Origin of the sequence: Lactonifactor sp. BIOML-A5 (assembly GCF_009677585.1) — a bacterium.
Lineage (GTDB): Bacteria > Bacillota > Clostridia > Lachnospirales > Lachnospiraceae > Lactonifactor.
Window position 1 is genome coordinate 1 of the sequence record NZ_WKYV01000038.1, and the last position, 18941, is coordinate 18941.

The following is an 18941-nucleotide window of genomic DNA, read 5'->3' on the forward strand; positions in this document are numbered from 1 at the left end:
ATACATCTATTATACCAAAAAAGAGCCTCAAAGTCTTGTAAGTGCTGACTTTTCTGGCTCAATGGCGAAGAAAATCCGAGGCACTTGTCCTCGGACTTTGTCTACAGTCTGAGCCGGGGAGTTTTCCCCGGCTATTTTCTTTTATACCGCCGGACGCCCTGATTTATCTGAGGCTCCTGCTTTCTCACTCCCTGTTCGGGAGAATTTTTTTTCTTTTTTGCACACTCCAGGTCAATTTCATACAGAGTGTTATCTTCTATAATAAGCTTTGTTTTGTGTGTATTCATAGATAGCTCCTTAATCCTTTATAGTTTATCTTATGTCATCTCCCAGTATCTGTCATATCTTAATAATGAAAAACATAGGCTTTAAAAAAAGTGAATTTTTATGAGTGAACAAAGATCAGACAACAGGACGATTCTGGATCAGATGGTCTCCCAGGATCAAATACAGGTAATGAAAGCTGCACTTCCTTATGTTCCCCCTTCCGGGCAGCGTTTTCTGTCAGTTATGGCGAAAATGATGGAACTGCAGAATACCATTTCCCTCTTTTCCAAACCGCGGGGAGAGATGAGTATCTGTGCAGTGGAAAATGAAAAGGTAGAGCCTCTGGAAATGCTCCAGGATATCCGCCGGTTCTGCAACGGACCTACCCAGGAGCGGATCGACAGCCTTATCAACACTCTGGTCATGGTTCAGATACTCGAACTGTCCCAGGATAACAACAACACATAAGGGAGGAATAAAAGATGGACAATAATGGAAACAATAAGGAAAATAATCAGAACAACAGTTGGATGAACCATCCCAATCTGTCAGGGATGGATCCGGCAAAACTGGCGATGCTCCAGTCCCTTGCGGAACAAGGCAGCCAGAAAGGACAAAATGATATTATGCCATTTCTCATGGCAGCAGCGTCCAAAAGCAAGTCCAGCGGGATGCAGTTCTCAAAAAATGAAATGGATACCATTATTGAGGTGCTGAAAATTGGAAAACCGCCGGCTGAGGTTGCAAAGATAGATCGTATGCTGCAGCTTATGAAAATGATGCGTTAATATTAAGGGGCAGGGAGGGGCAGACTTTTGCCCCTTTTTCTTGCATTTCAGGAAATGGGGTGCTATACTGAAAGACGCTGAAGTATCGTGTGTTCGAGACCTTCCACACGTTAAACAAAACTAAAGGAGAATCACTATGAAAAACAAAAACATAACCTTTCTCACACAGGCAGCCGTAATTGCTGCTGTGTACGTGGCTTTGACTATGCTCTTTGCCCCCATAAGCTTCGGACAGATACAAATACGTCTGGCAGAAGCGCTTACGATTCTGCCCCTGTTCACCCCCGCTGCGATTCCCGGATTATTCGTGGGCTGCCTTCTGGGAAATATCATGGGAGGAGGGATACTCCCGGATATAATTTTCGGAAGTCTGGCAACTCTGCTGGGAGCATTGGGCACCTATGGAGTGCGGCATTTCCGCCAGAAAATCCTGCTGGTGCTCCCACCCATTGCTGCCAATACATTGATCGTTCCCTTTATACTGAGGTATGGATACGGAATACATCTTCCCATTCTCTTTTTCATGGTAACTGTGGGCATAGGTGAGATCCTTTCCTGTGGGGTCCTCGGCGGAATTTTACTGGGAGTACTGAAGAAGAGGCGGCGTGTGATATTCAGGAACTTCTAAGCTCTGTGATTTATAACAATGGCTGTGTTCTGCGGCTTTCCAGCCTGCAGAACACAGCCATTTTCTATTATTTCTTAAAATTCTCCAGAATGCAGTCACGGAGTAAGATTAGCGCATTTACCACGGACTGTTCTCTTATTTTGCTTCGGTTGCCGTTGAAATGGAATTCCCGTACCTTGGTCTCACCCTTCAGACAGCAGGCAATAAATACAGTACCCACCGGTTTTTCGGGAGTTCCCCCATCTGGGCCTGCAATGCCGGTAACTGAAACTGCCACATCCGATCCTGTAGTAAAGTTGCCTCCTTTTGCCATTTCCTTTGCGCATTTGCTGCTGACAGCGCCGTGGGTCTTCAGTGTGCTCTTTTTTACCATAATGAACTTTTTCTTGGCAGAATTGGAGTAAGTGACAAACCCCTGCTTCAGAACATCCGACGCTCCCGGTACATTGACGATCCGTGCGGATAAAGCGCCCCCTGTACAGGATTCTACTGTGGTAAGCCGAAGATGCTGAGCCCGCAGCAGTTCAACTACCGCTTCCTCCAGTGATTTATTCTCATCTGTGGTGTATATGTTTTTGCCAAACCGCAGCTTCAATTCCCTGACTACCGGTTTGATCAATTGCTTGGCCTCCTTTTCGCTAGCGGCCTTGGCGGTTACCCGGATATGAACTTCCGCAGTCTTCGCATAGGTTGCTATGGTTGGATTCGTCTGAGCAGCAATGAGATCGCTGATATCGGTTTCTACCTTGCTCTCCCCGATCCCACAGATTTTAACCATCTCCGAGTAAATAATCTCAGGCTGTTTTTTTCTAAGATAAGGGTATACGGCTTCCTCAAACATGGGCTTCAGCTCATTGGGCGGACCGGGAAGCAAAATAGCAGTCTTTCCCCCGGATTCTATGATTAACCCGGGAGCTGTCCCGTTATGATTGTCCAGAACGGCTGCCCCCTGGGGAATCAGGGCCTGCTTCCAGTTGTTGGCTGTTATCTTGCTTTCCGGCTGGGACTTTATATAATTATCCATAAATGCCTGAATTCTTTCCCTGGTGTGAGGATCCTCCACCAGTTCCCTTCCCATTACCCTGGCTGTGATTTCCTTTGTCATATCATCCTTTGTGGGGCCCAGTCCTCCGCAGAGTATTACAATATCCGATCGGTCAATGGCCGTGGCAATGGCTGTGGTCATCCGCTCCTCATTGTCGCCAACCACTGTCTGATAATAAAGGGAAAGGCCAAGATTGGCACATTTCTCCGACAGATAGGCGGCATTCGTATTCACAATGTTTCCTAAAAGTATTTCTGTACCTACACAGACTAATTCTACAACCATACGTTCTCCTTTCGCAGCAGCTGCAGGCCCTTAATCCTGCATGCTGATTACCTGCCTGTTCTTCCATAAGTAATCTACCAGTGATACAACAGTGAGAATCAGCGCCAGGTAAATAAAAACAGTCTCTGCTATGTCAAAAACACCGCCCAGATCGGCAATCAGCAGGATTGTCATTATCATCTGGGATACTGTCTTAAATTTGCCCCAGTAGCTTGCGGCAATTACAATCCCATTGTCTGATGCAATAAGACGGAAGCCGCTGATAATGAATTCCCGGCTTATGATAATGATCACCAGCCATGCATGCAGCTTTCCTGTCTCCACAAAACAGATCAGTGCAGAACATACCAGCAATTTATCCGCAAGGGGATCCATAAATTTCCCGAAATTGGTGACCAGATTGTCCCTTCTGGCCAGATATCCATCCAGGGTATCTGTGAGACTGGCCACAACAAACAAAACAAGCGCGATCCACTTACCGGCGCTGCCCGCTGCATCTGTCAGCATAAAAAAGACAAAAAACGGGATCATTATGACACGAAGACAAGTCAGTTTATTCGGTGTATTCATCAGCTAATTCTCCTATCAAATCATATTCTAAGGCTCCGGTTACATGCACCAGTGCAAAATCGCCGGACATTAATTCTGTCTCTGTATTCACAAAAATATATCCGTCGATTCCCGGCGCATCTGCATACGTACGTCCCACATATGCATTTTCATCAGCCACCTTGCCTTCAATCATCACCTCAAGCTCCATCCCAATTCTGGAATCTCCCTTATCCAGAGAAATCTCCTGCTGGAGTTCCATGAGCTCGGCCTTGCGCTCTTCTTTCACCTCTTCCGGAATCTGCCCGTCCATCTCTGCCGCAGGCGTGTCTTCTTCCGGGGAGTAAGTAAAGACTCCCAGCCGGTCAAACTCCATCTCATCCACAAATTCCATCAGTTCCTCATGCTGCTCCTGGGTTTCCCCCGGAAAGCCAGTGATCAGGGTGGTCCGCAGGACGATATCCGGTATCTCCCGGCGAAGAGTATTCACCATGGCGGTCAGCTGCTTTCTGGTCGTACGCCTGCCCATGCGTTTCAGTACAGCGTCATTGGCATGCTGGATAGGAAGATCCAGATAATGACATATCTTTTTTTCTTCCTTCATGACCTGTATCAGTTCGGGATATATCTCCTCAGGATAGCAGTACTGAACCCGGATCCATCGGATTCCCTTAACTCTGCACAGGCGGCCCAGAAGGAGATGAAGTGACTTTTCTTTGTAAAGGTCAATTCCGTAGAGGGTAGTCTCCTGGGCTACCAGAATCAGTTCCTTTACCCCTTGCTCTGCCAGATATTCTGCCTGGCGGATCAGATGTTCCATAGGTATGCTTCGGTAGCGTCCCCTCAGTTTCGGAATAATGCAGTACGTACAGTGTTTGTCGCAGCCCTCCGCTATTTTCAGATACTCATAGTGGCCTCCGGTGGTCACCACACGGTTTGCATCCGCCAGGGGCAGGGAATTGATATCCTGAAATTCCAGGTATTTTTCACCGGCAAAGACTTTGTCAAGGGCTGTCACAATCTCTTTATAGCTGGTGGTGCCCAGAACAGCGTCTACCTCCGGAATCTCATCCGTTATTTCTTTTTGATACCGCTGGGCCAGACATCCGGTTACCAGAAGGGCTCTGCATTTGCCAACACTTCTGTACTCAGCCATCTCCAGAATGGTATCAATACTCTCCTGCTTGGCATCATGGATAAAACAGCAGGTATTAACGACTATTACATCCGCATCCTCCTCTGCATCCGTGATTTCATATCCCCGGGCAACCAAAAGCCCGAGCATCTCCTCGGAATCCACCAGATTTTTATCGCATCCCAGAGAGATGAATAAAACTTTTTTCACTACGTCAGTCTCCTTTTCTTTTTATGTATAAAAGGAGTGCCACCAGATACGCGCCACTCCTTTCTTGTTATTCTTCGCTCTCTTTTTTATCCAGCTCATCGTCAGAGACAATCTTAACTTTCCCTTTATAAAGCTCCTCAACAGCAATGGACAAAGGCTTTTTCCCCCGGGAACTCACAAGGGGATCTTCCCCGCCGATAATCTGTCTGGCTCTTTTGCTGGTGGCCAGGACTATGGAATACCTGCTGTTTACCAAAGGTGCCTCATCCGGTTCAAGCTCACTGTTTACTACCTGCATTAATTCTGAATAAGATGGATGTATCATATATCCTCATTCTCCTTTCATAAATACCTTTAATTCATTTCCAATCTGTTTTATCAGGGAAAGATTTTCACTGACTTTGTGGTGCTGACTCTGAATCACCTGATGCATTTCCTCTACGCATTGCTCCAATTCATCATTGATCAAAAGATAATCATATCTTTCCATGCCCTCTGCCTCCTCGGCAGCTCTCTGCAGCCTGGATCCAATGACCTCGGGGGTCTCTGTGCCCCGTCCCACCAGCCGTCTTTTCAGCTCCCCGGCACTGGGGGGGGCCACAAACAGAAGAAGAGCATCCGGAATCTTTTCCTTTACTTTTAAAGCTCCCTGGATCTCTATCTCCAGGATGACATCTCTGCCCGACTCCAGCTCCTTTTCCACGTAATCCTTGGGGGTTCCGTAATAATTTCCCACATACTGCGCATATTCAATCAGGGCATCCTCTTTTATCAGTTGTTCAAATTCTTCCCTTGTTTTGAAAAAGTATTCCCGTCCGTCTTCTTCTCCCTCTCTGGGGGCTCTTGTTGTCGCTGAGACAGACAGCGCGTAATTCATGTATCTGTTCATCAGGGCCCGCATCAGTGTGCCCTTGCCGGCACCGGAGAATCCGGATACCACAACCAGTACTCCTTTTTTACTCATCATATTCCCCTTTGATCTCTCCCTCTCTGAAAGAGGAAAATCTTTTTGTAATAGTCTCCGGCTGCAGGGCAGAAAGCACAAGAATATCTTCCCCTGTCACAATGACAGACTTCGTCTTCCTTCCCTGTGTGGCGTCGACCGTTTTGCCGGCCTCCTTGGCGTTTTGTACCATACGCTTAATGGGAGCGGCATCGGGACTTACAACGGCAATTATCTTATCCGTATTTACAACATTCCCAAATCCAATGTTAATTAACTTTGCCAATGGTATCCCTCTCTGTTACTCAATATTCTGTATCTGTTCCCGGATTTTTTCTATCTCGGTTTTTAGATCAATAGCTATGTTGGAAGTTTCTAAATCATTTGCTTTGGAGAGAATCGTGTTTGCCTCTCTGTTCATCTCCTGGGCAATAAAATCCAGTTTTCTCCCTATGCCGTCTCCTTCCTGAAGCACATTTTTCATATTATTTACATGGCTTCTCAGGCGGACAGTCTCCTCATCCGTGCAGATTTTATCGGCGAACAATACCACTTCAGCGGCTATACGGCTGTCCTCAATCTGAGAATCGGCCAGCAGTTCTCTGGTGCGCTCCTCCAGTTTGGCCCGATATTCCTTGAGTATCTCAGGAGCACGCTGTTCTACCAGATGAATTTTATCGTTCATTCCGTCTAACTTGGTAATAATGTCTTCTTTGAGATGTGCGCCCTCCTTTTTCCTCTCCTCCACAAACTGGCAGGCCGCCTGGGTAATTCCTTGTTCCAGAAAGCTCCACAGCTCCTTTTCATCCAGGGACTGCTCCTCCATGACGAACACTTCCGGATATTTCGACAGATGAGATACACAGATATCATCCTTCAGCTGAAACTCACTGCACATATCTCTGAGATATCCCAGGTACTCGGCGGCGATCTCCCGGTTGTACTTTATATTGACTCTTTTCTGGGTAAAGTCCTCATAAGTGATAAATACATCAACTTTTCCCCTCTGAATGTATTCTTTCAGGAGATTTCGGATAGAAGCCTCAAAAATGCTTAATTTCTTAGGCATCCGAAGGTTAATATCCAGGTATCTATGGTTCACGGACTTCATCTCTACGGTGAATTTTCTCTCTTCATCAGCGATCTCGGCACGGCCGAAGCCCGTCATACTTTTAATCATTTCATCCACTCTTTTCTGTTCCTGATTTGCCTCCCGGGCATAAACATACAAAATTATTATAAGTCATTACAAATCCCTAGTCAAATCCTTTTTCAAATGTATTTTGCCTGCAGACGTTTTTTCTGCTATAATAACTCCAGAACGGAAAGGAGATATTTTATGGCATTCGACGGAATTACCATTGCAAATATAGTACATGAGTTAAATCAGACCATCACAGGGGGAAAGATCAACAAAATCGCCCAGCCGGAAGCGGATGAGCTTCTTCTTACGATTAAGAATCAGAGAGTGCAGCATCGGCTTCTCATCTCAGCCAGCGCCTCTCTTCCCCTGATTTATCTGACACAGAGCAATAAGCCCAGTCCCCTTACAGCACCGAATTTCTGCATGCTTCTGCGCAAGCACATTGGAAGCGGAAAAATCACTGCAGTGACCCAGCAGGGTCTGGAGCGGGTCATCCGGATAGAGATTGAGCATCTCAACGAGCTGGGGGATCTCTGCCGCAAAACTCTGGCAGTAGAAATCATGGGAAAGCACAGCAACATTATTTTCCTGGATGAGACGGACAGGATCCTTGACAGCATCAAACACGTATCCTCTCACATGAGTTCAGTCCGGGAAGTACTTCCCGGCAGAAATTATTTTATTCCGGAGACCCAGGAGAAAAAAAATCCTCTGAATATTTCAGAAGATGAATTTGCCAATTTTATATACAGCAAACCGCTTCCGGTCTCCAAAGCCCTCTATACCTCTCTCACCGGAATCAGCCCTGTAATGAGCGAAGAAATCTGCTGCAGGGCCTCTGTGGACGGCGGCGCTTCTGTCAGTTCTCTTTCAGAGGCTGAGAGGATCCATTTGTTCCATACATTTGAACGCCTCATGGATGATATCCGGCAGGGGAACTTTTGTCCTTCTATTATTTATGATGACGAGGCTCCTCTGGAATATGCCTCGGTTCCTCTTATGAAGTATGAGGGATACCGGACAGAGGCGTACGCTTCTATCTCCCAGGTGCTGGAGCATTATTATGCGGCAAAAAATATAATCACCAGGATTCGTCAGAAATCCGCGGAATTGCGAAAAGTGGTTCAGACTGCCCTGGAGAGGAACCGGAAGAAATTCGATCTGCAGACCAGACAGATGAAGGATACTGTAAAAAAAGACAAATATAAGGTATACGGGGAATTACTCAATACTTACGGATATAATCTGGAAGAGGGCTGCCGATCTTTTCAGGCATTGAATTACTACACCAATGAAGAAATCACCATCCCCCTGGATCCAACCATGACACCCCAGGAGAATGCCAAAAAATATTTTGACAGATATAATAAGCTGAAACGGACGGCTGAGGCACTGGAAGAACAGCTGAAGGATACACAAAGTGAGATCGAGCACCTGGAATCTATCAGCACTGCCCTGGATATTGCCAGAAAAGAAGAGGATCTGGTGCAGATTAAGGAAGAGCTTGTGCAGTACGGATATATAAAAAGAAAAGGACCTGCAGGGAAAAAAGTAAGAGTGACTGCAAAGCCTCTCCATTATATTTCCTCTGACGGCTATCATATGTATGTAGGGAAAAATAATTATCAGAATGAAGAGCTGACCTTTAAATTTGCCGTGGGCAATGACTGGTGGTTTCATGCAAAGGGACAGCCTGGTTCCCACGTAATTGTTAAGACAAACGGGGACGAGCTGCCTGACCGCACCTTTGAGGAAGCCGGCCGGCTGGCTGCCTATTACTCCAAAGGAAGACAGGCTCCCAAGGTTGAAATTGACTATACTGAGAAAAAAAATGTGAAAAAGCCCGGCGGGGGAAAACCAGGCTTTGTCATCTATTATACCAACTACTCTCTCATGATTGAACCGGATATCTCCGGGATCCGTGAGGTAGTCTAGGCTCTCTTTTTCGGTGCAGTGAGATCATAGCTCTCCTGCACCATTCTTTTAATATCTTTATCCGGAACTGTTCCGTCCAATATGATAGAATTCCAGTGCATTTTATTCAGATGATACCCTGGGATTACGGAGGGAAAGGCCTCCCTCCAGAACTCTCTCCACTGGGGATCACATTTAACGTTCACCCAAATATGTCCTTCCCGCTGAAAGATCCAGGCAAATACCTTCTGGTTTTCTTTATGGCGCATTACGGTCCAGTTGGGATCCTCAAAGGGATAATCCTCATAAGAATTCTTAAGTTTAAGACAAAAGTTAATTACTTCTCTTCTGCTTCTCATATCTATATGCTCCTCTGCAGGCGTTTTGACAAGTTCCCGGTAATTATCATAAGCAGACATGTGTCCCCTTGTTCTTAATTATATCACGCAGGAAGGTCAGGTGACAAACCTTTATTCCCCTGTACCGATAGCTTCCACAATACTCATCTTCGCCGCCTGCCTTAAAGGAATGACTGTGGCGGCAAGACAGACACCGGCTGCGAGTACAGATGCCTCAGCAACGGCAGACAACGGGAGCTCCCGGAGGGAAAAGGAGCCTCCTGCAGCTCGGTAAATCACAAAGGTGCATAAAAGACCGGCCGCTGAACCTGTACCGGCAGCCAAGAGGCTGTAATACACCCCCTCCCACAGAAACGTCCTGTACAGGGATCCTGCGCTCATTCCCACCGCTCTCTGTATGCCGATTTCTGTGACCCGGGTGTGAATATTCGTATAAACAGTGTTGATTATATTTAGGATGCCGATAAGCCCGATAAAAATTATAAATCCCCAGCTGAGCAGCCGGATTTGCTGAAAGCTCTCTTCCAGCTGCCGGTCTGTGTTCCGGTAGGACAGCCAGGTACTTCCCGGGATCTGTCCGCAGAACCCCTTTAGTCTTTCTTCAAATGCAGTTTCTTCTGCCCGGGGAGTCAAAACAGGATATAGCTCCGTATATTGACTGCTACCTGTTAATCGATCGTAGGTCTTATCTGTCACAATCACCTGTACACCATTTTGAAACCCGTCGTTATTGACAGTAACACAACCGTCAGTCACTGCGGCAACTTCAAGATTATGGCCCTGAATTTCTATGGTATCCCCTTTTTGAATCTGTGTGCGGGCAAGTTCTCTGCCCTGGAATGATACAGGGATCGGGTTTTTAACTACACAGGCAGTCCCTTCCTGTATTTTGGTTTTCTTCTCTTCCGGCAGTTCCCCGGCAAGCTTCCAGATGCGCCCGGTATCTATGCCTGTGATCTGGAAGGTTTCCCCAGGCTGAAGAGAAAAATTCAATTCCAGAGGAATGTCTCCATCGGCATCCTGCTGAAAGCAGCTGAATTTTGTAGCCTGAAGAGACTCAACAGCCGGATCAGCTTCCAGCTTTGCCGCCTCGTCGGGAGTAAAACCTGTGGATTTATTGGTGACAGAATAATCTCCCAGATGCATATCTCTCACCTCTCTTGATGTGTCAAGCAATCCTGTGAAGCTCTGAAGTGCAACAAAAACTGCGATACTCATTGCCAGGGACAGGACAGTAATAAAGGTTCTGGCAGGATTGCGTCTCAGGTTTAGGCGTCCGTAAAAAGCCTCAAAATGCTTTACCCGATTCTTTCTTCGTCTCCGTCTCCCAACCTTTGCAGATGTATTCCCTATGGCTGTGACCGGAGATACCCTTGCCGCATATGACGCAGCGGGAAGGGAGGCCAATAATGAGGACGCCAGGGTAATCAGAATACTGCCTGACACTGCCCACAGACTATTGTCTCCCGACTGGCGTACCAGAGAAAGCAATTCCTCCGGGGATCCGGTTTGAAATGCCTCCGGGGATAAAATACTCAGCACACCTTCCAGAATCTCTCCAGAAGCAGCTACCCCGCCGGCAGTTCCCAGCGGAATCCCAATGGCACAGAGTATCAGGAGCTCCAGGGTGACAAGAAAGTAAAGCTGCCGGCGCTCTGTTCCTATCGCCCGCAGAACTCCATACTGGCTCATCCGCCGGGTCACTGTGATTTTCAGGATATTATAAATCACAAGACCGCTGGCAATCAGAACCAGAATACCAACCATTAGGGCAGAAAGCATTAAAAATGGGAATCCTTGGGCTTCTTCTGTCTCTTCCCCGTAAGGTACGCCAAGGGCGTTCAGGTAGATCCAGTTATACTGTATCTCTTCTTCCGGCATATGGATGGACTCCCCCAGAGATTCTATCTGTCCCTGAAAGTCATCCAGACTGCGCAGGCGGAGGTCCGCAGCGTACAGCTGGTATTTTTCCGGAAGTATTCTTTCTGCGGTTTTTTCTCCGGCTATTCCGGAAACAGTACCGCTGGCGTAACCAAGATAATTATTTTCAAGAATACCTGTGAGAAGGAAATCCTGCGTATATTCCCAGGGCAGCTGGTCATCATGGAGAAGGCTTAAGGAAAGCTTCAGAGAGACGGTATCTCCGATCTCTCCGGAAGCTCCCAACAGCTGCAGTGCATCCTCCGGCAGGGCAATCTCCAGAGGTCTCTCCGGCAGACATCCCTTTTTCACTCTCTTTATTTGGGGATAAATGGACAAATCCTCCTCCAGATATTCTCTTAGCTGCAGACTTAGACCGCTGTTCCCCAGTCTGGCAGTTCCAAGGCTTTGCCAGCTTGCGGCAAATTCCAGCCGGCTGTCAGCAAACAGCCTTGCTTTTTCCTCCCGGGTAATCTGGTGAAAGGTTACATGCCTGTCTCCGTTCAGCACAGAGGCCTGATGAAGGCGCATAGCAGAAAGGATACCTATGGACTGGCAGATTACAGCAGTCATGAGAGAGGACATAATGACAGCAGCCAGGATAAGAAAGGAGGTAACCTTCTGAATCTTCAGTTCTCTCCATACCAGGGATGTGTAGGATTTCATAACCGCTCCACCTCCCTCAGGATTCCGTCCGACATAACAAACTGCCGCCCGGCCTGTTCTGCTATTTGAGGATCATGTGTAATAATCACAAGAGCCTTTTTCAGTTCTCTGTGGATGGTCAGCAAAAGTTCCATAACTTCCTTCCCGTTCCGGGAGTCCAGATTGCCTGTGGGTTCGTCGGCAAAGATAATTTCCGGCCTTGCACTCAGGGCTCTGGCAATAGCGGCCCGTTGTTTCTGCCCCCCTGAAAGCTGTCCCGGCAGGTGGTCCAGCCGGTTCTTTAACCCAAGAATTTCTATAAGATAAGATAAATATTCCTCATCTGGCTTCCGCCGATCCAAAAGCAGAGGCATCCGTATATTCTCCCGGACTGTCAGAACCGGAAGCAGATGGAACTGTTGAAAAACGAACCCCACTTTTTGGCGGCGGAGAGCAGACAGCTCTTTATCGCTGCCACTATGTATATTCCTGCCATCATAGGTTACGGTACCCTTTGTAGGGGTGTCCAGACCGCTGATGATATGCAGAAGGGTACTTTTTCCGCTGCCGGATGGTCCCATAATGGATAAAAAATCCGATTCTCCTATGACCATGTCCGCCTGATCCAATGCAGTAATCTGGCCATCCCCTTTTCCGTAAATTTTTGAGACGCCGTTTACACAAATCTCCATAAAAAACACTCTCCTTTCTGATAAAGAAGAGTGTACGATACAAATCTCAATTTTCTCTCAAACAGGGGGCATGGGGTAATTTCATAAATACCGCTGATGCCCTGGCACCGATACCGGTGTTATTCAGATATAATTTCCCCTCCATCTTTTCACACAAAATCTTGCTGATATAGAGTCCCATACCATAATGCCTGGCCTCTTCCGCCCCCCTCTGGAAGGGACAGGGGCCGTTTTTAAGAATCTCTTCCGGATAGCCGGGACCGTCATCGGATACTGTCAGCGTCAGATAGGATCTTGATTCACTCAGGGAAATATGAATCCTGCGTTTTGCAAACCGGGCGGCGTTTCCAATCAGATTTTCTGCAATATGGGAAAAAAGATCGGTATCCAGATATACCTGGCTCCATCCCTCCCCTTCCACATCACACTGCTGCTCCAAGGAAAGGATCTTTACCGTCTCCTTCAATTCCCTGATAAGGGTATCCACACGAGTTTCCCTGTACCGCACAGGCAGCTGTTCCAACTGCTGCACACTGCTCATAGCTTCTACATATTGTTCAATTCTGCGGGTATAAACCTCTATACGCCTGCGGGTCTCAGGATTCTGAGGATCCTGCGCAAGCAGTGTAAGAGACCCCTTCAAAACGGTTACAGGATTGCGCAGCTCATGGGAAAAGGCGGCGTTCAGATGTCTTCTGTCCTCGTTTTGTCTCCACATATCCCGTTTGTTCCTTAACAGTTCTTTCTGCATGGTTTCAAATGCCCGGCAGAGCTGCCCGAGTTCATCCCGGGAGGCTTCAGGCATTATAAAATCCAGGTCATTGGCGATTACTTTTTCTGCTCCGTATGTTAAATCGGCTATGGGCTTTTTTAATTTATACCGGTAAAACAGAATATTTGCCAGGACCAGCCCCCCGGTAAGAAACAAGGCAGGAAGCGCAAACTGCAGAAAGGACAGAAGCCTGGAGAGTCCATCCCCGGCTCCTGAGGCAGCGGGGGGCGAAAAGCGCATGGCTGTTTCAGGCCCTACTTCAAGTTCCAGGCTTGTATCAGACAGAGAGGAACGAAGATAAATACAGGAGCCAAAAGCAATCCCTCCTAAAAGGAGTCCTCCCAGCAGGCACCAGAAAGTAAGCCAGAAAAACGCCTGCTTCAGCCCCATACGTTTTATGCATTCCATTTATATCCGCACCCCCAGACGGTTCCTATCAGGTGTTCCAAGCCAAAGGCAGAGAGTTTCGTACGTATTTTCCGTATATGTTCCATTATGGTATCGCTGTTCCCGCCTCCGTCATATCCCCATATACATTCATACATCCGCTCCCTGTCAAATACCTGGCCTTCATGGGACGAGAGCAGCTGGATAATATCAAACTCCCGCCGGGAAAAATTCACAAATTCACTGCCCACAGTTACAGTTCTGGCTGTATAATCAACGGCAAGATCTCCGAAAAAGCGTACGTTGCCTGACGACTGCCTGCGCTGCTCTCTCCGCAGGTGTGCCTCCACTCTGGCCCCTAGTTCCTCCAGGTCAAAGGGCTTTACCACATAATCGTCCCCTCCGGCCTGAAATCCTTTAATTTTATCCTGGGATTCTACCCTGGCAGTAAGAAAAAGTATCGGACAGGCTACGTATTCCCGGATACGTTGGCATACGGACAGTCCGTCCAGTCCAGGCATAGTGATATCCAAAAGTATCAGGTCCGGCTCCCAGGAGACCTTGTTGAGCACCTGCTCTCCGTCTGCTGCAGTGATTGTCTGATAACCCTTCATCTGAAAATAGCTGCTTACAATCTCAACAATACCCGTTTCATCGTCCGCGATTAATATTTTGGGAGACATTTACACAGCACCTCCTTTTTTCAACTATACCAGCTCTTTCTCAATATTTTCTCAAATTTTTCCCGTTGCGGGACTAACTACTCTAATGCATTCTTGATTTTCTTGTCCCTGTGAATGATACGGTCACTGCGGTTTGCATAAGAATAGCACCTGGCTTTCAGGAGGATTCTGCGGCCTTCCGGTGTCCTGGTATAGATTAGCTTGTAATTTCCAATGCTTGGGGCTACCGCTCGGTGGAACAAGGATGCCTCCTCCTTTGTTTTGGCAAACAGAGAGGGAACCGGAAACCACTGTTCTCCCCGCCGCCTCTGCCGCCTGTCATACAGCAGATACCTTTGGTTGTCCACAGTTCCCAGAAACTCTTGCAGACAGGAGGCAAAGATATCTTTTTCCCTGGCGGTTCCTCCCTTCAGCCAGGCATAAAAAAATATACCATCCTGCTCCTGCACCGCTACTTTTGTATCGGAAATAATATATCCGCCCTGAATCAGGGCTTTCTGAATCCCATTCCCCATAGACTGCAGACGTCTGCAGGGAGTAAAGATTCTGGCCAGCTTCCCCCCGTACCGGAGCAGGGCCATTAAACAGACAGCAGAACACAGAAGAAAAAATAACGCGTGAAGAGACGTTCCGCCCTGCTTTCTGGCGTAGAAATAAAAGACTGAGTTGCACGCTTCAATTAAAAGCCAGAGAAGCTGAGCCCCGATGATATTATAAAGCAAAAGACCAGGGGCAAGTTTCTCTTTCGGGATCCTGCATTCATCGGCGACTTCCGGCTTATCAAAGATTACCAGCGCTTTCTCCCATTTTTCTTTCAGACACTCTCTGTTCTTCGCCATCTGTCTCATGGTTTCGTTTATTCTTTCCACGCTTTCAGGGGTAAACGGTTCCTTGATTACAGTCAGCCGTTCGATACCATTTTCAATGGTATTTTCCGTATAGCTGATCCCCAAAAAACCTTCCATCCTGCGCTTCAGAGCAATATAATCCTGAGATTCCTCCGGACCTTCCAGACATACCAGATGCCAGATATTGCTTGTCTTTTCCGGATGGCCGGGCATCACCCGGACAGCCCGTCCCCGCATCTGGTTGCTCAGGACATAGGATCCTACGAAGCTGGCCAGTATCAGGGAATTAATACAGGGGGAATCCCATCCTTCTCCCAGTAAAGATTTGGTACCCACCAGCACCTGCATATATCCCTTTTCCAGAATTTTGGTCACGAGAAGCGTCGCCGTATGCTTTCTTCCGCCTATAACAACTTCTGTATATCCAAGAGTAGTTCCCTCTTTGTCTGTGAGTTCTTTTCCGGTTACGGTGATTTTTCCTCCCGTCTCTCTGGCTGCAAGCTCTTTTAAATAGGGAACTGCTTCCGAGGGAAGAATCACCATGCTGCCGCATAGAATGCCTAACCGCAGTTCTTGAGGAAGGTTTCTGCGGAGCATTTCAAAAATAGGCAGTACGCCTATATTGTCTGCTGCTTTCCCGGGATTTCCCAGAGCAGGTATATATTCTTTTCGGATATAATCCGTCAAAATTAGCAGCCTGAGCTCTCTGCCCAACGCCTGGTATTCCGAGATTACTATATCCTGTATACTGTTCAGCTTTCCCTTGCTGGTAATCAGCAGCTTCTCTATGGTTTGGTTCATAACCAGACCTACTTTTTTTCTCTCGATCAACTTAGCTCTTTTCAAATCTTTTACCAGCTCTTCGCGATAGCCCTCCTCACAGGGATAGCTGTCTGTATCCTCATACAAAAAGCCCTGGAGCAGGATTTCCATCCAGTTGGGATTCATGCGGGGAAGGTGTGTTACCCCTAAGAGTTTCAGCCACTTCTGGGAATACGGAATACCCTTTTCCTGAAAAAAGATAAGAAGAGCGGAGAGGTACGGAGGATTCTCCAAAAGAGTATCCGCCCAGGCAGCGTAATCACCTATTCCCCGATGACCGGAAACGGCGCTTACAAACAGTTCGTCTGACATCAGCCGTTTTATAGTCTCATGTACCATTTTCCGAAAGTTTCGGACTGTTTTCTGCTCTTCCCTTGTGGGATAATTGAAATACACATAATCCTGGTGGGGGCAGAGACTCCCCTCTTTCACAAGTTCAGGCACAAGGATTTCTTCATCCACAGGACCGCACAGACGGCTGTAGCGTTCCCACTCCAATGGTGTGGAATCATAGGGCGGGGTTGCCGTCAGGGCAATCATGTAGACATCCTTCAGTTCCCTCACAAATTCCTCCAGAGCCTTCCACCATTCACTTCTGAGATGATGGCATTCATCGAGGCAGATGGTTTTTATTCCCCGATTTCTGACAGTCTCAAGCAAATTAAAATCTGCATAATCCAGAGAGTGTTCTTCTTCCTCCGCTCTTCCTTTCGTCACAGCACTGTATAAGCTTTGGTATGTAATGGACGTGATCAGGCCTGGCGTTTGGAGCTGATTGGATAAAATTTCCGTATCATTCCCTCCTTTGCATAAAAAAGCCTCCCTCACACGCTCCACCCATTGTTCCCGTATGACAATGGCCGGAGATAAAATCAGACAGGGCTCTCCCAGGCGGCGTATCAACTCAATACCAAGTGTCGTCTTGCCGGAACCCGGAGGTGCAACAATATGAATTTTACCGTCATTCCTATATAGTTCTGCGGATTCCAGAACCCGTCTCTGATACTTCCTCCAAGTTCCCTTGAATTCTAAAATATCCTCGTATACATTCATCATCCCCTGCTCCTCTACTGCCGTTCCCTGAGCGTCACATGAACTATATCGCCCGCCTGCTTGCCCAGTGCCGTTCGGATCTCCTTCCTCATGCCCAGAATATGTCCAGGCGTCTTCATGCGGACCAAACTGCCGTTATACTCCATACCGTCAAAGGCAGCACAGACCTTAACCCGCCCCTTGCCAAATTCTGCCCGGACATCAAAAGGGATGTCGATATAAGCACCGTCAATGTCGGGAACCTTTTTAATGACTGCGTCAAATTCATAAATCTTTTCATTCATTTTCCTTGAGATTCCTTTGGTTTATTTTTCATTATCATATACTATTCCCGGCAGCGGCGTCAAATAAACTTTGATATTATAAAAAGGGACAGGGCATCCCTCAAATGGGACACCCCGATCTTATTTTGGGACGTGTACTTTCTAGAAAGTACACGTCCCCCCCTCCGTTTTAAAGCTCAACTTCCATCCATTTTTTGCTGTGGAATCTCTTTGAAGCAAAATAAGCCCTCAGGAATTGATCTGCCAGCAGGGAGATCCAGGCTCCGTATATCCCAAGCCCTGCAGGAAAACACAGCAGATATGTCAGCAGAGGGCGAAAGACTGCGATATCCCAGAAGGAATATTTTGCCACATAGCGGGTATCTCCCGCTCCCCGGAGTACACCTGCGTAGATCATGCTCTGTGTCTGAAGAAATGTGCACACGGCTACAAATATAAGAATATTGCTGCCAAGTTCTATTACCTGGAACTCTCTTGAATAGATCAGCATAAGCAGACTTCGGCCGAAAAAGTAAATCAAGAATGCCGCCAGATCAAGAATGAGTCCGCCTCTTCTCCCTGCTTTGGCACTTATGAATGCCAGGTCTTTTCTTCCCTCTCCCAGCTTTTGACCGGTAAGCGCGGAGCTGGCTTTGCTCATTCCCTGGCTAAAGGAATAGTATACGTCGCACAGATTCATACAGATATAATGTGTGGCAAAAGCCACTGTACCCAGCCCTGCCACCATATACGAGTACAGAAACATTCCGATCCGCTCAAAGATCTGTTCGGCAAATGCACTGCTGCCCACCCTGAAAAAGGATTTTAGAATGATCGGATCCGGCCTCCAACCGCCGCTTCCCCACAGATACAGTTCTGTTTTCCTGCGGGACACAGACCGGAGGGATATCCCAAAAGATACCATACTTCCTATTACTGTTGCCAGCCCCGCTCCTCCGACACCCATTTCGGGAAAGAAGAAAAGTCCGTAGATAAGGAAAAGATTCAGAACCGTGTTAACCACATTACCGGACACATTGGCCCATAATATAATTTTTGTATCTCCCACTCCGGTCTGTGCGGCGTTAATGCCCACTGAGAGGCCGGTAAAAAACAGGGCCAGCATATTATATTTCCCGTATTCCACTGCCTCTCTGAGATATTCCTTATGCGCCCCGGCAGCTACAAGTATCTCTTTCAGAAAAATCATGGATACGAAAAGGATAACTGTGGACAAAAATACCGATAGCAGCATTCCCTGCTTCAGGCAAGTATTAAGTTCCTCTTTCTTCCCCTCGCCCTTTCTCCTGGCGGTTAAGGCAGTGATGGCAACCGCAAGAGAACGGCTGAAGCAGAGAATTATCATCCTTGGCTGACTTGTGATTCCTACCGCTGCCACCGCGTCTGTTCCCAGGGTTCCTACCATAATGAGATCCACTGAAGATATCATCATAATCAAAAGCCCCTCCAGAGCCGCTGGCCATGCAATCCTGAAAAACATTCCATACAAAGCCCTTTCCCGGGGAAGTTTGCCCTGTACCTTTATCCCTTTGACAAGACTGCCTAATCCAAATATATACTGCAACATT

At 47.3% G+C, this 18941-nt stretch carries 20 protein-coding genes; 4 read left to right on the forward strand and 16 right to left on the reverse strand.

Annotated features, from left to right (window positions below; translation table 11 throughout):
• Positions 1-131 precede the first annotated feature (131 nt).
• Positions 132-287, reverse strand: a complete 156-nt coding sequence (locus tag GKG41_RS20890) for a hypothetical protein (protein ID WP_154261758.1) — start codon at positions 285-287, stop codon at positions 132-134.
• Between the two features lie 100 nt (positions 288-387).
• Here GKG41_RS20890 and GKG41_RS20895 point away from each other — a divergent pair, with 100 nt between their 5' ends.
• From GKG41_RS20895 to GKG41_RS20905, 3 genes are all read left to right on the forward strand, one after another.
• A complete protein-coding gene (locus tag GKG41_RS20895; protein WP_072852704.1) occupies positions 388-735 on the forward strand; it encodes a hypothetical protein in 348 nt (115 codons plus the stop codon).
• A 14-nt stretch (positions 736-749) separates the two neighbouring features.
• Positions 750-1055, forward strand: a complete 306-nt coding sequence (locus tag GKG41_RS20900; protein ID WP_072852702.1) for a hypothetical protein — start codon at positions 750-752, stop codon at positions 1053-1055.
• Between the two features lie 136 nt (positions 1056-1191).
• Entirely contained in the window at positions 1192-1683 is a 492-nt protein-coding gene (locus tag GKG41_RS20905) for a QueT transporter family protein (protein WP_154261759.1), read from the forward strand.
• A 67-nt stretch (positions 1684-1750) separates the two neighbouring features.
• Here GKG41_RS20905 and GKG41_RS20910 read toward each other — a convergent pair whose 3' ends face one another.
• The 7 genes from GKG41_RS20910 to GKG41_RS20940 all read right to left on the reverse strand — a co-directional run bounded on the left by GKG41_RS20910 (position 1751) and on the right by GKG41_RS20940 (position 7030).
• Positions 1751-3013 carry a competence/damage-inducible protein A gene (locus GKG41_RS20910; RefSeq protein ID WP_154261760.1) on the reverse strand — a complete coding sequence of 421 codons (1263 nt, stop codon included), beginning with the start codon at positions 3011-3013 and terminating at the stop codon, positions 1751-1753.
• A gap of 30 nt (positions 3014-3043) precedes the next feature.
• Entirely contained in the window at positions 3044-3583 is a 540-nt protein-coding gene (gene pgsA / locus GKG41_RS20915; protein WP_154261761.1) for a CDP-diacylglycerol--glycerol-3-phosphate 3-phosphatidyltransferase, read from the reverse strand.
• Positions 3567-4907: a 30S ribosomal protein S12 methylthiotransferase RimO gene (rimO, locus tag GKG41_RS20920; RefSeq protein WP_256281319.1), complete on the reverse strand. Its 1341-nt coding sequence runs from the start codon at positions 4905-4907 to the stop codon at positions 3567-3569. The genes pgsA and rimO overlap by 17 nt, the downstream gene beginning before the upstream one ends.
• 67 nt (positions 4908-4974) lie before the next feature.
• Positions 4975-5232, reverse strand: coding sequence for a DNA-directed RNA polymerase subunit omega (gene rpoZ, locus GKG41_RS20925; protein WP_072852692.1), 258 nt, complete (start codon positions 5230-5232; stop codon positions 4975-4977).
• Positions 5233-5238: 6 nt separating this feature from the next.
• Entirely contained in the window at positions 5239-5871 is a 633-nt protein-coding gene (gene gmk, locus GKG41_RS20930; protein WP_154261798.1) for a guanylate kinase, read from the reverse strand.
• Positions 5864-6136, reverse strand: coding sequence for a DUF370 domain-containing protein (locus tag GKG41_RS20935; RefSeq protein WP_072852688.1), 273 nt, complete (start codon positions 6134-6136; stop codon positions 5864-5866). The genes gmk and GKG41_RS20935 overlap by 8 nt, the downstream gene beginning before the upstream one ends.
• Before the next feature lie 15 nt (positions 6137-6151).
• Positions 6152-7030, reverse strand: a complete 879-nt coding sequence (locus GKG41_RS20940) for a YicC/YloC family endoribonuclease (RefSeq protein ID WP_154261762.1) — start codon at positions 7028-7030, stop codon at positions 6152-6154.
• A 159-nt stretch (positions 7031-7189) separates the two neighbouring features.
• Here GKG41_RS20940 and GKG41_RS20945 point away from each other — a divergent pair, with 159 nt between their 5' ends.
• Complete coding sequence (locus GKG41_RS20945; RefSeq protein ID WP_154261763.1) at positions 7190-8929, forward strand: NFACT RNA binding domain-containing protein; 1740 nt, start codon at positions 7190-7192, stop codon at positions 8927-8929.
• On the opposite strand, the gene GKG41_RS20950 is transcribed toward GKG41_RS20945, so the two are convergent.
• From GKG41_RS20950 to GKG41_RS20985, 8 genes are all read right to left on the reverse strand, one after another.
• Positions 8926-9267 (reverse strand): MmcQ/YjbR family DNA-binding protein, encoded by a 342-nt coding sequence (locus GKG41_RS20950; protein WP_154261764.1) that lies wholly within the window; start codon positions 9265-9267, stop codon positions 8926-8928. The genes GKG41_RS20945 and GKG41_RS20950 overlap by 4 nt on opposite strands.
• A 111-nt stretch (positions 9268-9378) precedes the next feature.
• Positions 9379-11853 (reverse strand): ABC transporter permease, encoded by a 2475-nt coding sequence (locus GKG41_RS20955; RefSeq protein ID WP_154261765.1) that lies wholly within the window; start codon positions 11851-11853, stop codon positions 9379-9381.
• Positions 11850-12524 carry an ABC transporter ATP-binding protein gene (locus tag GKG41_RS20960; protein WP_154261766.1) on the reverse strand — a complete coding sequence of 225 codons (675 nt, stop codon included), beginning with the start codon at positions 12522-12524 and terminating at the stop codon, positions 11850-11852. Before GKG41_RS20960 ends, GKG41_RS20955 begins: the two co-directional genes overlap by 4 nt.
• Before the next feature lie 46 nt (positions 12525-12570).
• Positions 12571-13704, reverse strand: coding sequence for a HAMP domain-containing sensor histidine kinase (locus GKG41_RS20965; RefSeq protein WP_154261767.1), 1134 nt, complete (start codon positions 13702-13704; stop codon positions 12571-12573).
• On the reverse strand, positions 13692-14366 hold the full coding sequence (locus GKG41_RS20970) for a response regulator transcription factor (protein ID WP_154261768.1): 675 nt from the start codon (positions 14364-14366) through the stop codon (positions 13692-13694). The genes GKG41_RS20965 and GKG41_RS20970 overlap by 13 nt, the downstream gene beginning before the upstream one ends.
• A gap of 77 nt (positions 14367-14443) precedes the next feature.
• Positions 14444-17092 carry a DEAD/DEAH box helicase family protein gene (locus GKG41_RS20975; protein ID WP_243141083.1) on the reverse strand — a complete coding sequence of 883 codons (2649 nt, stop codon included), beginning with the start codon at positions 17090-17092 and terminating at the stop codon, positions 14444-14446.
• Between the two features lie 11 nt (positions 17093-17103).
• Entirely contained in the window at positions 17104-17373 is a 270-nt protein-coding gene (locus GKG41_RS20980; protein WP_154261769.1) for a DUF1905 domain-containing protein, read from the reverse strand.
• Between the two features lie 169 nt (positions 17374-17542).
• Complete coding sequence (locus GKG41_RS20985) at positions 17543-18940, reverse strand: MATE family efflux transporter (protein WP_154261770.1); 1398 nt, start codon at positions 18938-18940, stop codon at positions 17543-17545.
• Position 18941 lies beyond the last annotated feature (1 nt).

Bases quoted from the DNA above. Each gene is read 5' to 3' on its own strand.
- GKG41_RS20980 (WP_154261769.1), bottom strand. From the start codon at position 17,373: ATGAATGAAAAGATTTATGAATTTGACGCAGTCATTAAAAAGGTTCCC.
- GKG41_RS20900 (WP_072852702.1), top strand. From the start codon at position 750: ATGGACAATAATGGAAACAATAAGGAAAATAATCAGAACAACAGTTGG.
- GKG41_RS20905 (WP_154261759.1), top strand. From the start codon at position 1,192: ATGAAAAACAAAAACATAACCTTTCTCACACAGGCAGCCGTAATTGCT.
- pgsA (WP_154261761.1), bottom strand. From the start codon at position 3,583: ATGAATACACCGAATAAACTGACTTGTCTTCGTGTCATAATGATCCCG.
- GKG41_RS20975 (WP_243141083.1), bottom strand. From the start codon at position 17,092: ATGATGAATGTATACGAGGATATTTTAGAATTCAAGGGAACTTGGAGG.
- GKG41_RS20940 (WP_154261762.1), bottom strand. From the start codon at position 7,030: ATGATTAAAAGTATGACGGGCTTCGGCCGTGCCGAGATCGCTGATGAA.
- GKG41_RS20960 (WP_154261766.1), bottom strand. From the start codon at position 12,524: ATGGAGATTTGTGTAAACGGCGTCTCAAAAATTTACGGAAAAGGGGAT.
- GKG41_RS20965 (WP_154261767.1), bottom strand. From the start codon at position 13,704: ATGGAATGCATAAAACGTATGGGGCTGAAGCAGGCGTTTTTCTGGCTT.
- GKG41_RS20910 (WP_154261760.1), bottom strand. From the start codon at position 3,013: ATGGTTGTAGAATTAGTCTGTGTAGGTACAGAAATACTTTTAGGAAAC.
- GKG41_RS20945 (WP_154261763.1), top strand. From the start codon at position 7,190: ATGGCATTCGACGGAATTACCATTGCAAATATAGTACATGAGTTAAAT.
- GKG41_RS20950 (WP_154261764.1), bottom strand. From the start codon at position 9,267: ATGAGAAGCAGAAGAGAAGTAATTAACTTTTGTCTTAAACTTAAGAAT.
- GKG41_RS20890 (WP_154261758.1), bottom strand. From the start codon at position 287: ATGAATACACACAAAACAAAGCTTATTATAGAAGATAACACTCTGTAT.
- rpoZ (WP_072852692.1), bottom strand. From the start codon at position 5,232: ATGATACATCCATCTTATTCAGAATTAATGCAGGTAGTAAACAGTGAG.
- GKG41_RS20895 (WP_072852704.1), top strand. From the start codon at position 388: ATGAGTGAACAAAGATCAGACAACAGGACGATTCTGGATCAGATGGTC.
- GKG41_RS20970 (WP_154261768.1), bottom strand. From the start codon at position 14,366: ATGTCTCCCAAAATATTAATCGCGGACGATGAAACGGGTATTGTTGAG.
- GKG41_RS20955 (WP_154261765.1), bottom strand. From the start codon at position 11,853: ATGAAATCCTACACATCCCTGGTATGGAGAGAACTGAAGATTCAGAAG.
- gmk (WP_154261798.1), bottom strand. From the start codon at position 5,871: ATGAGTAAAAAAGGAGTACTGGTTGTGGTATCCGGATTCTCCGGTGCC.
- GKG41_RS20985 (WP_154261770.1), bottom strand. From the start codon at position 18,940: ATGTTGCAGTATATATTTGGATTAGGCAGTCTTGTCAAAGGGATAAAG.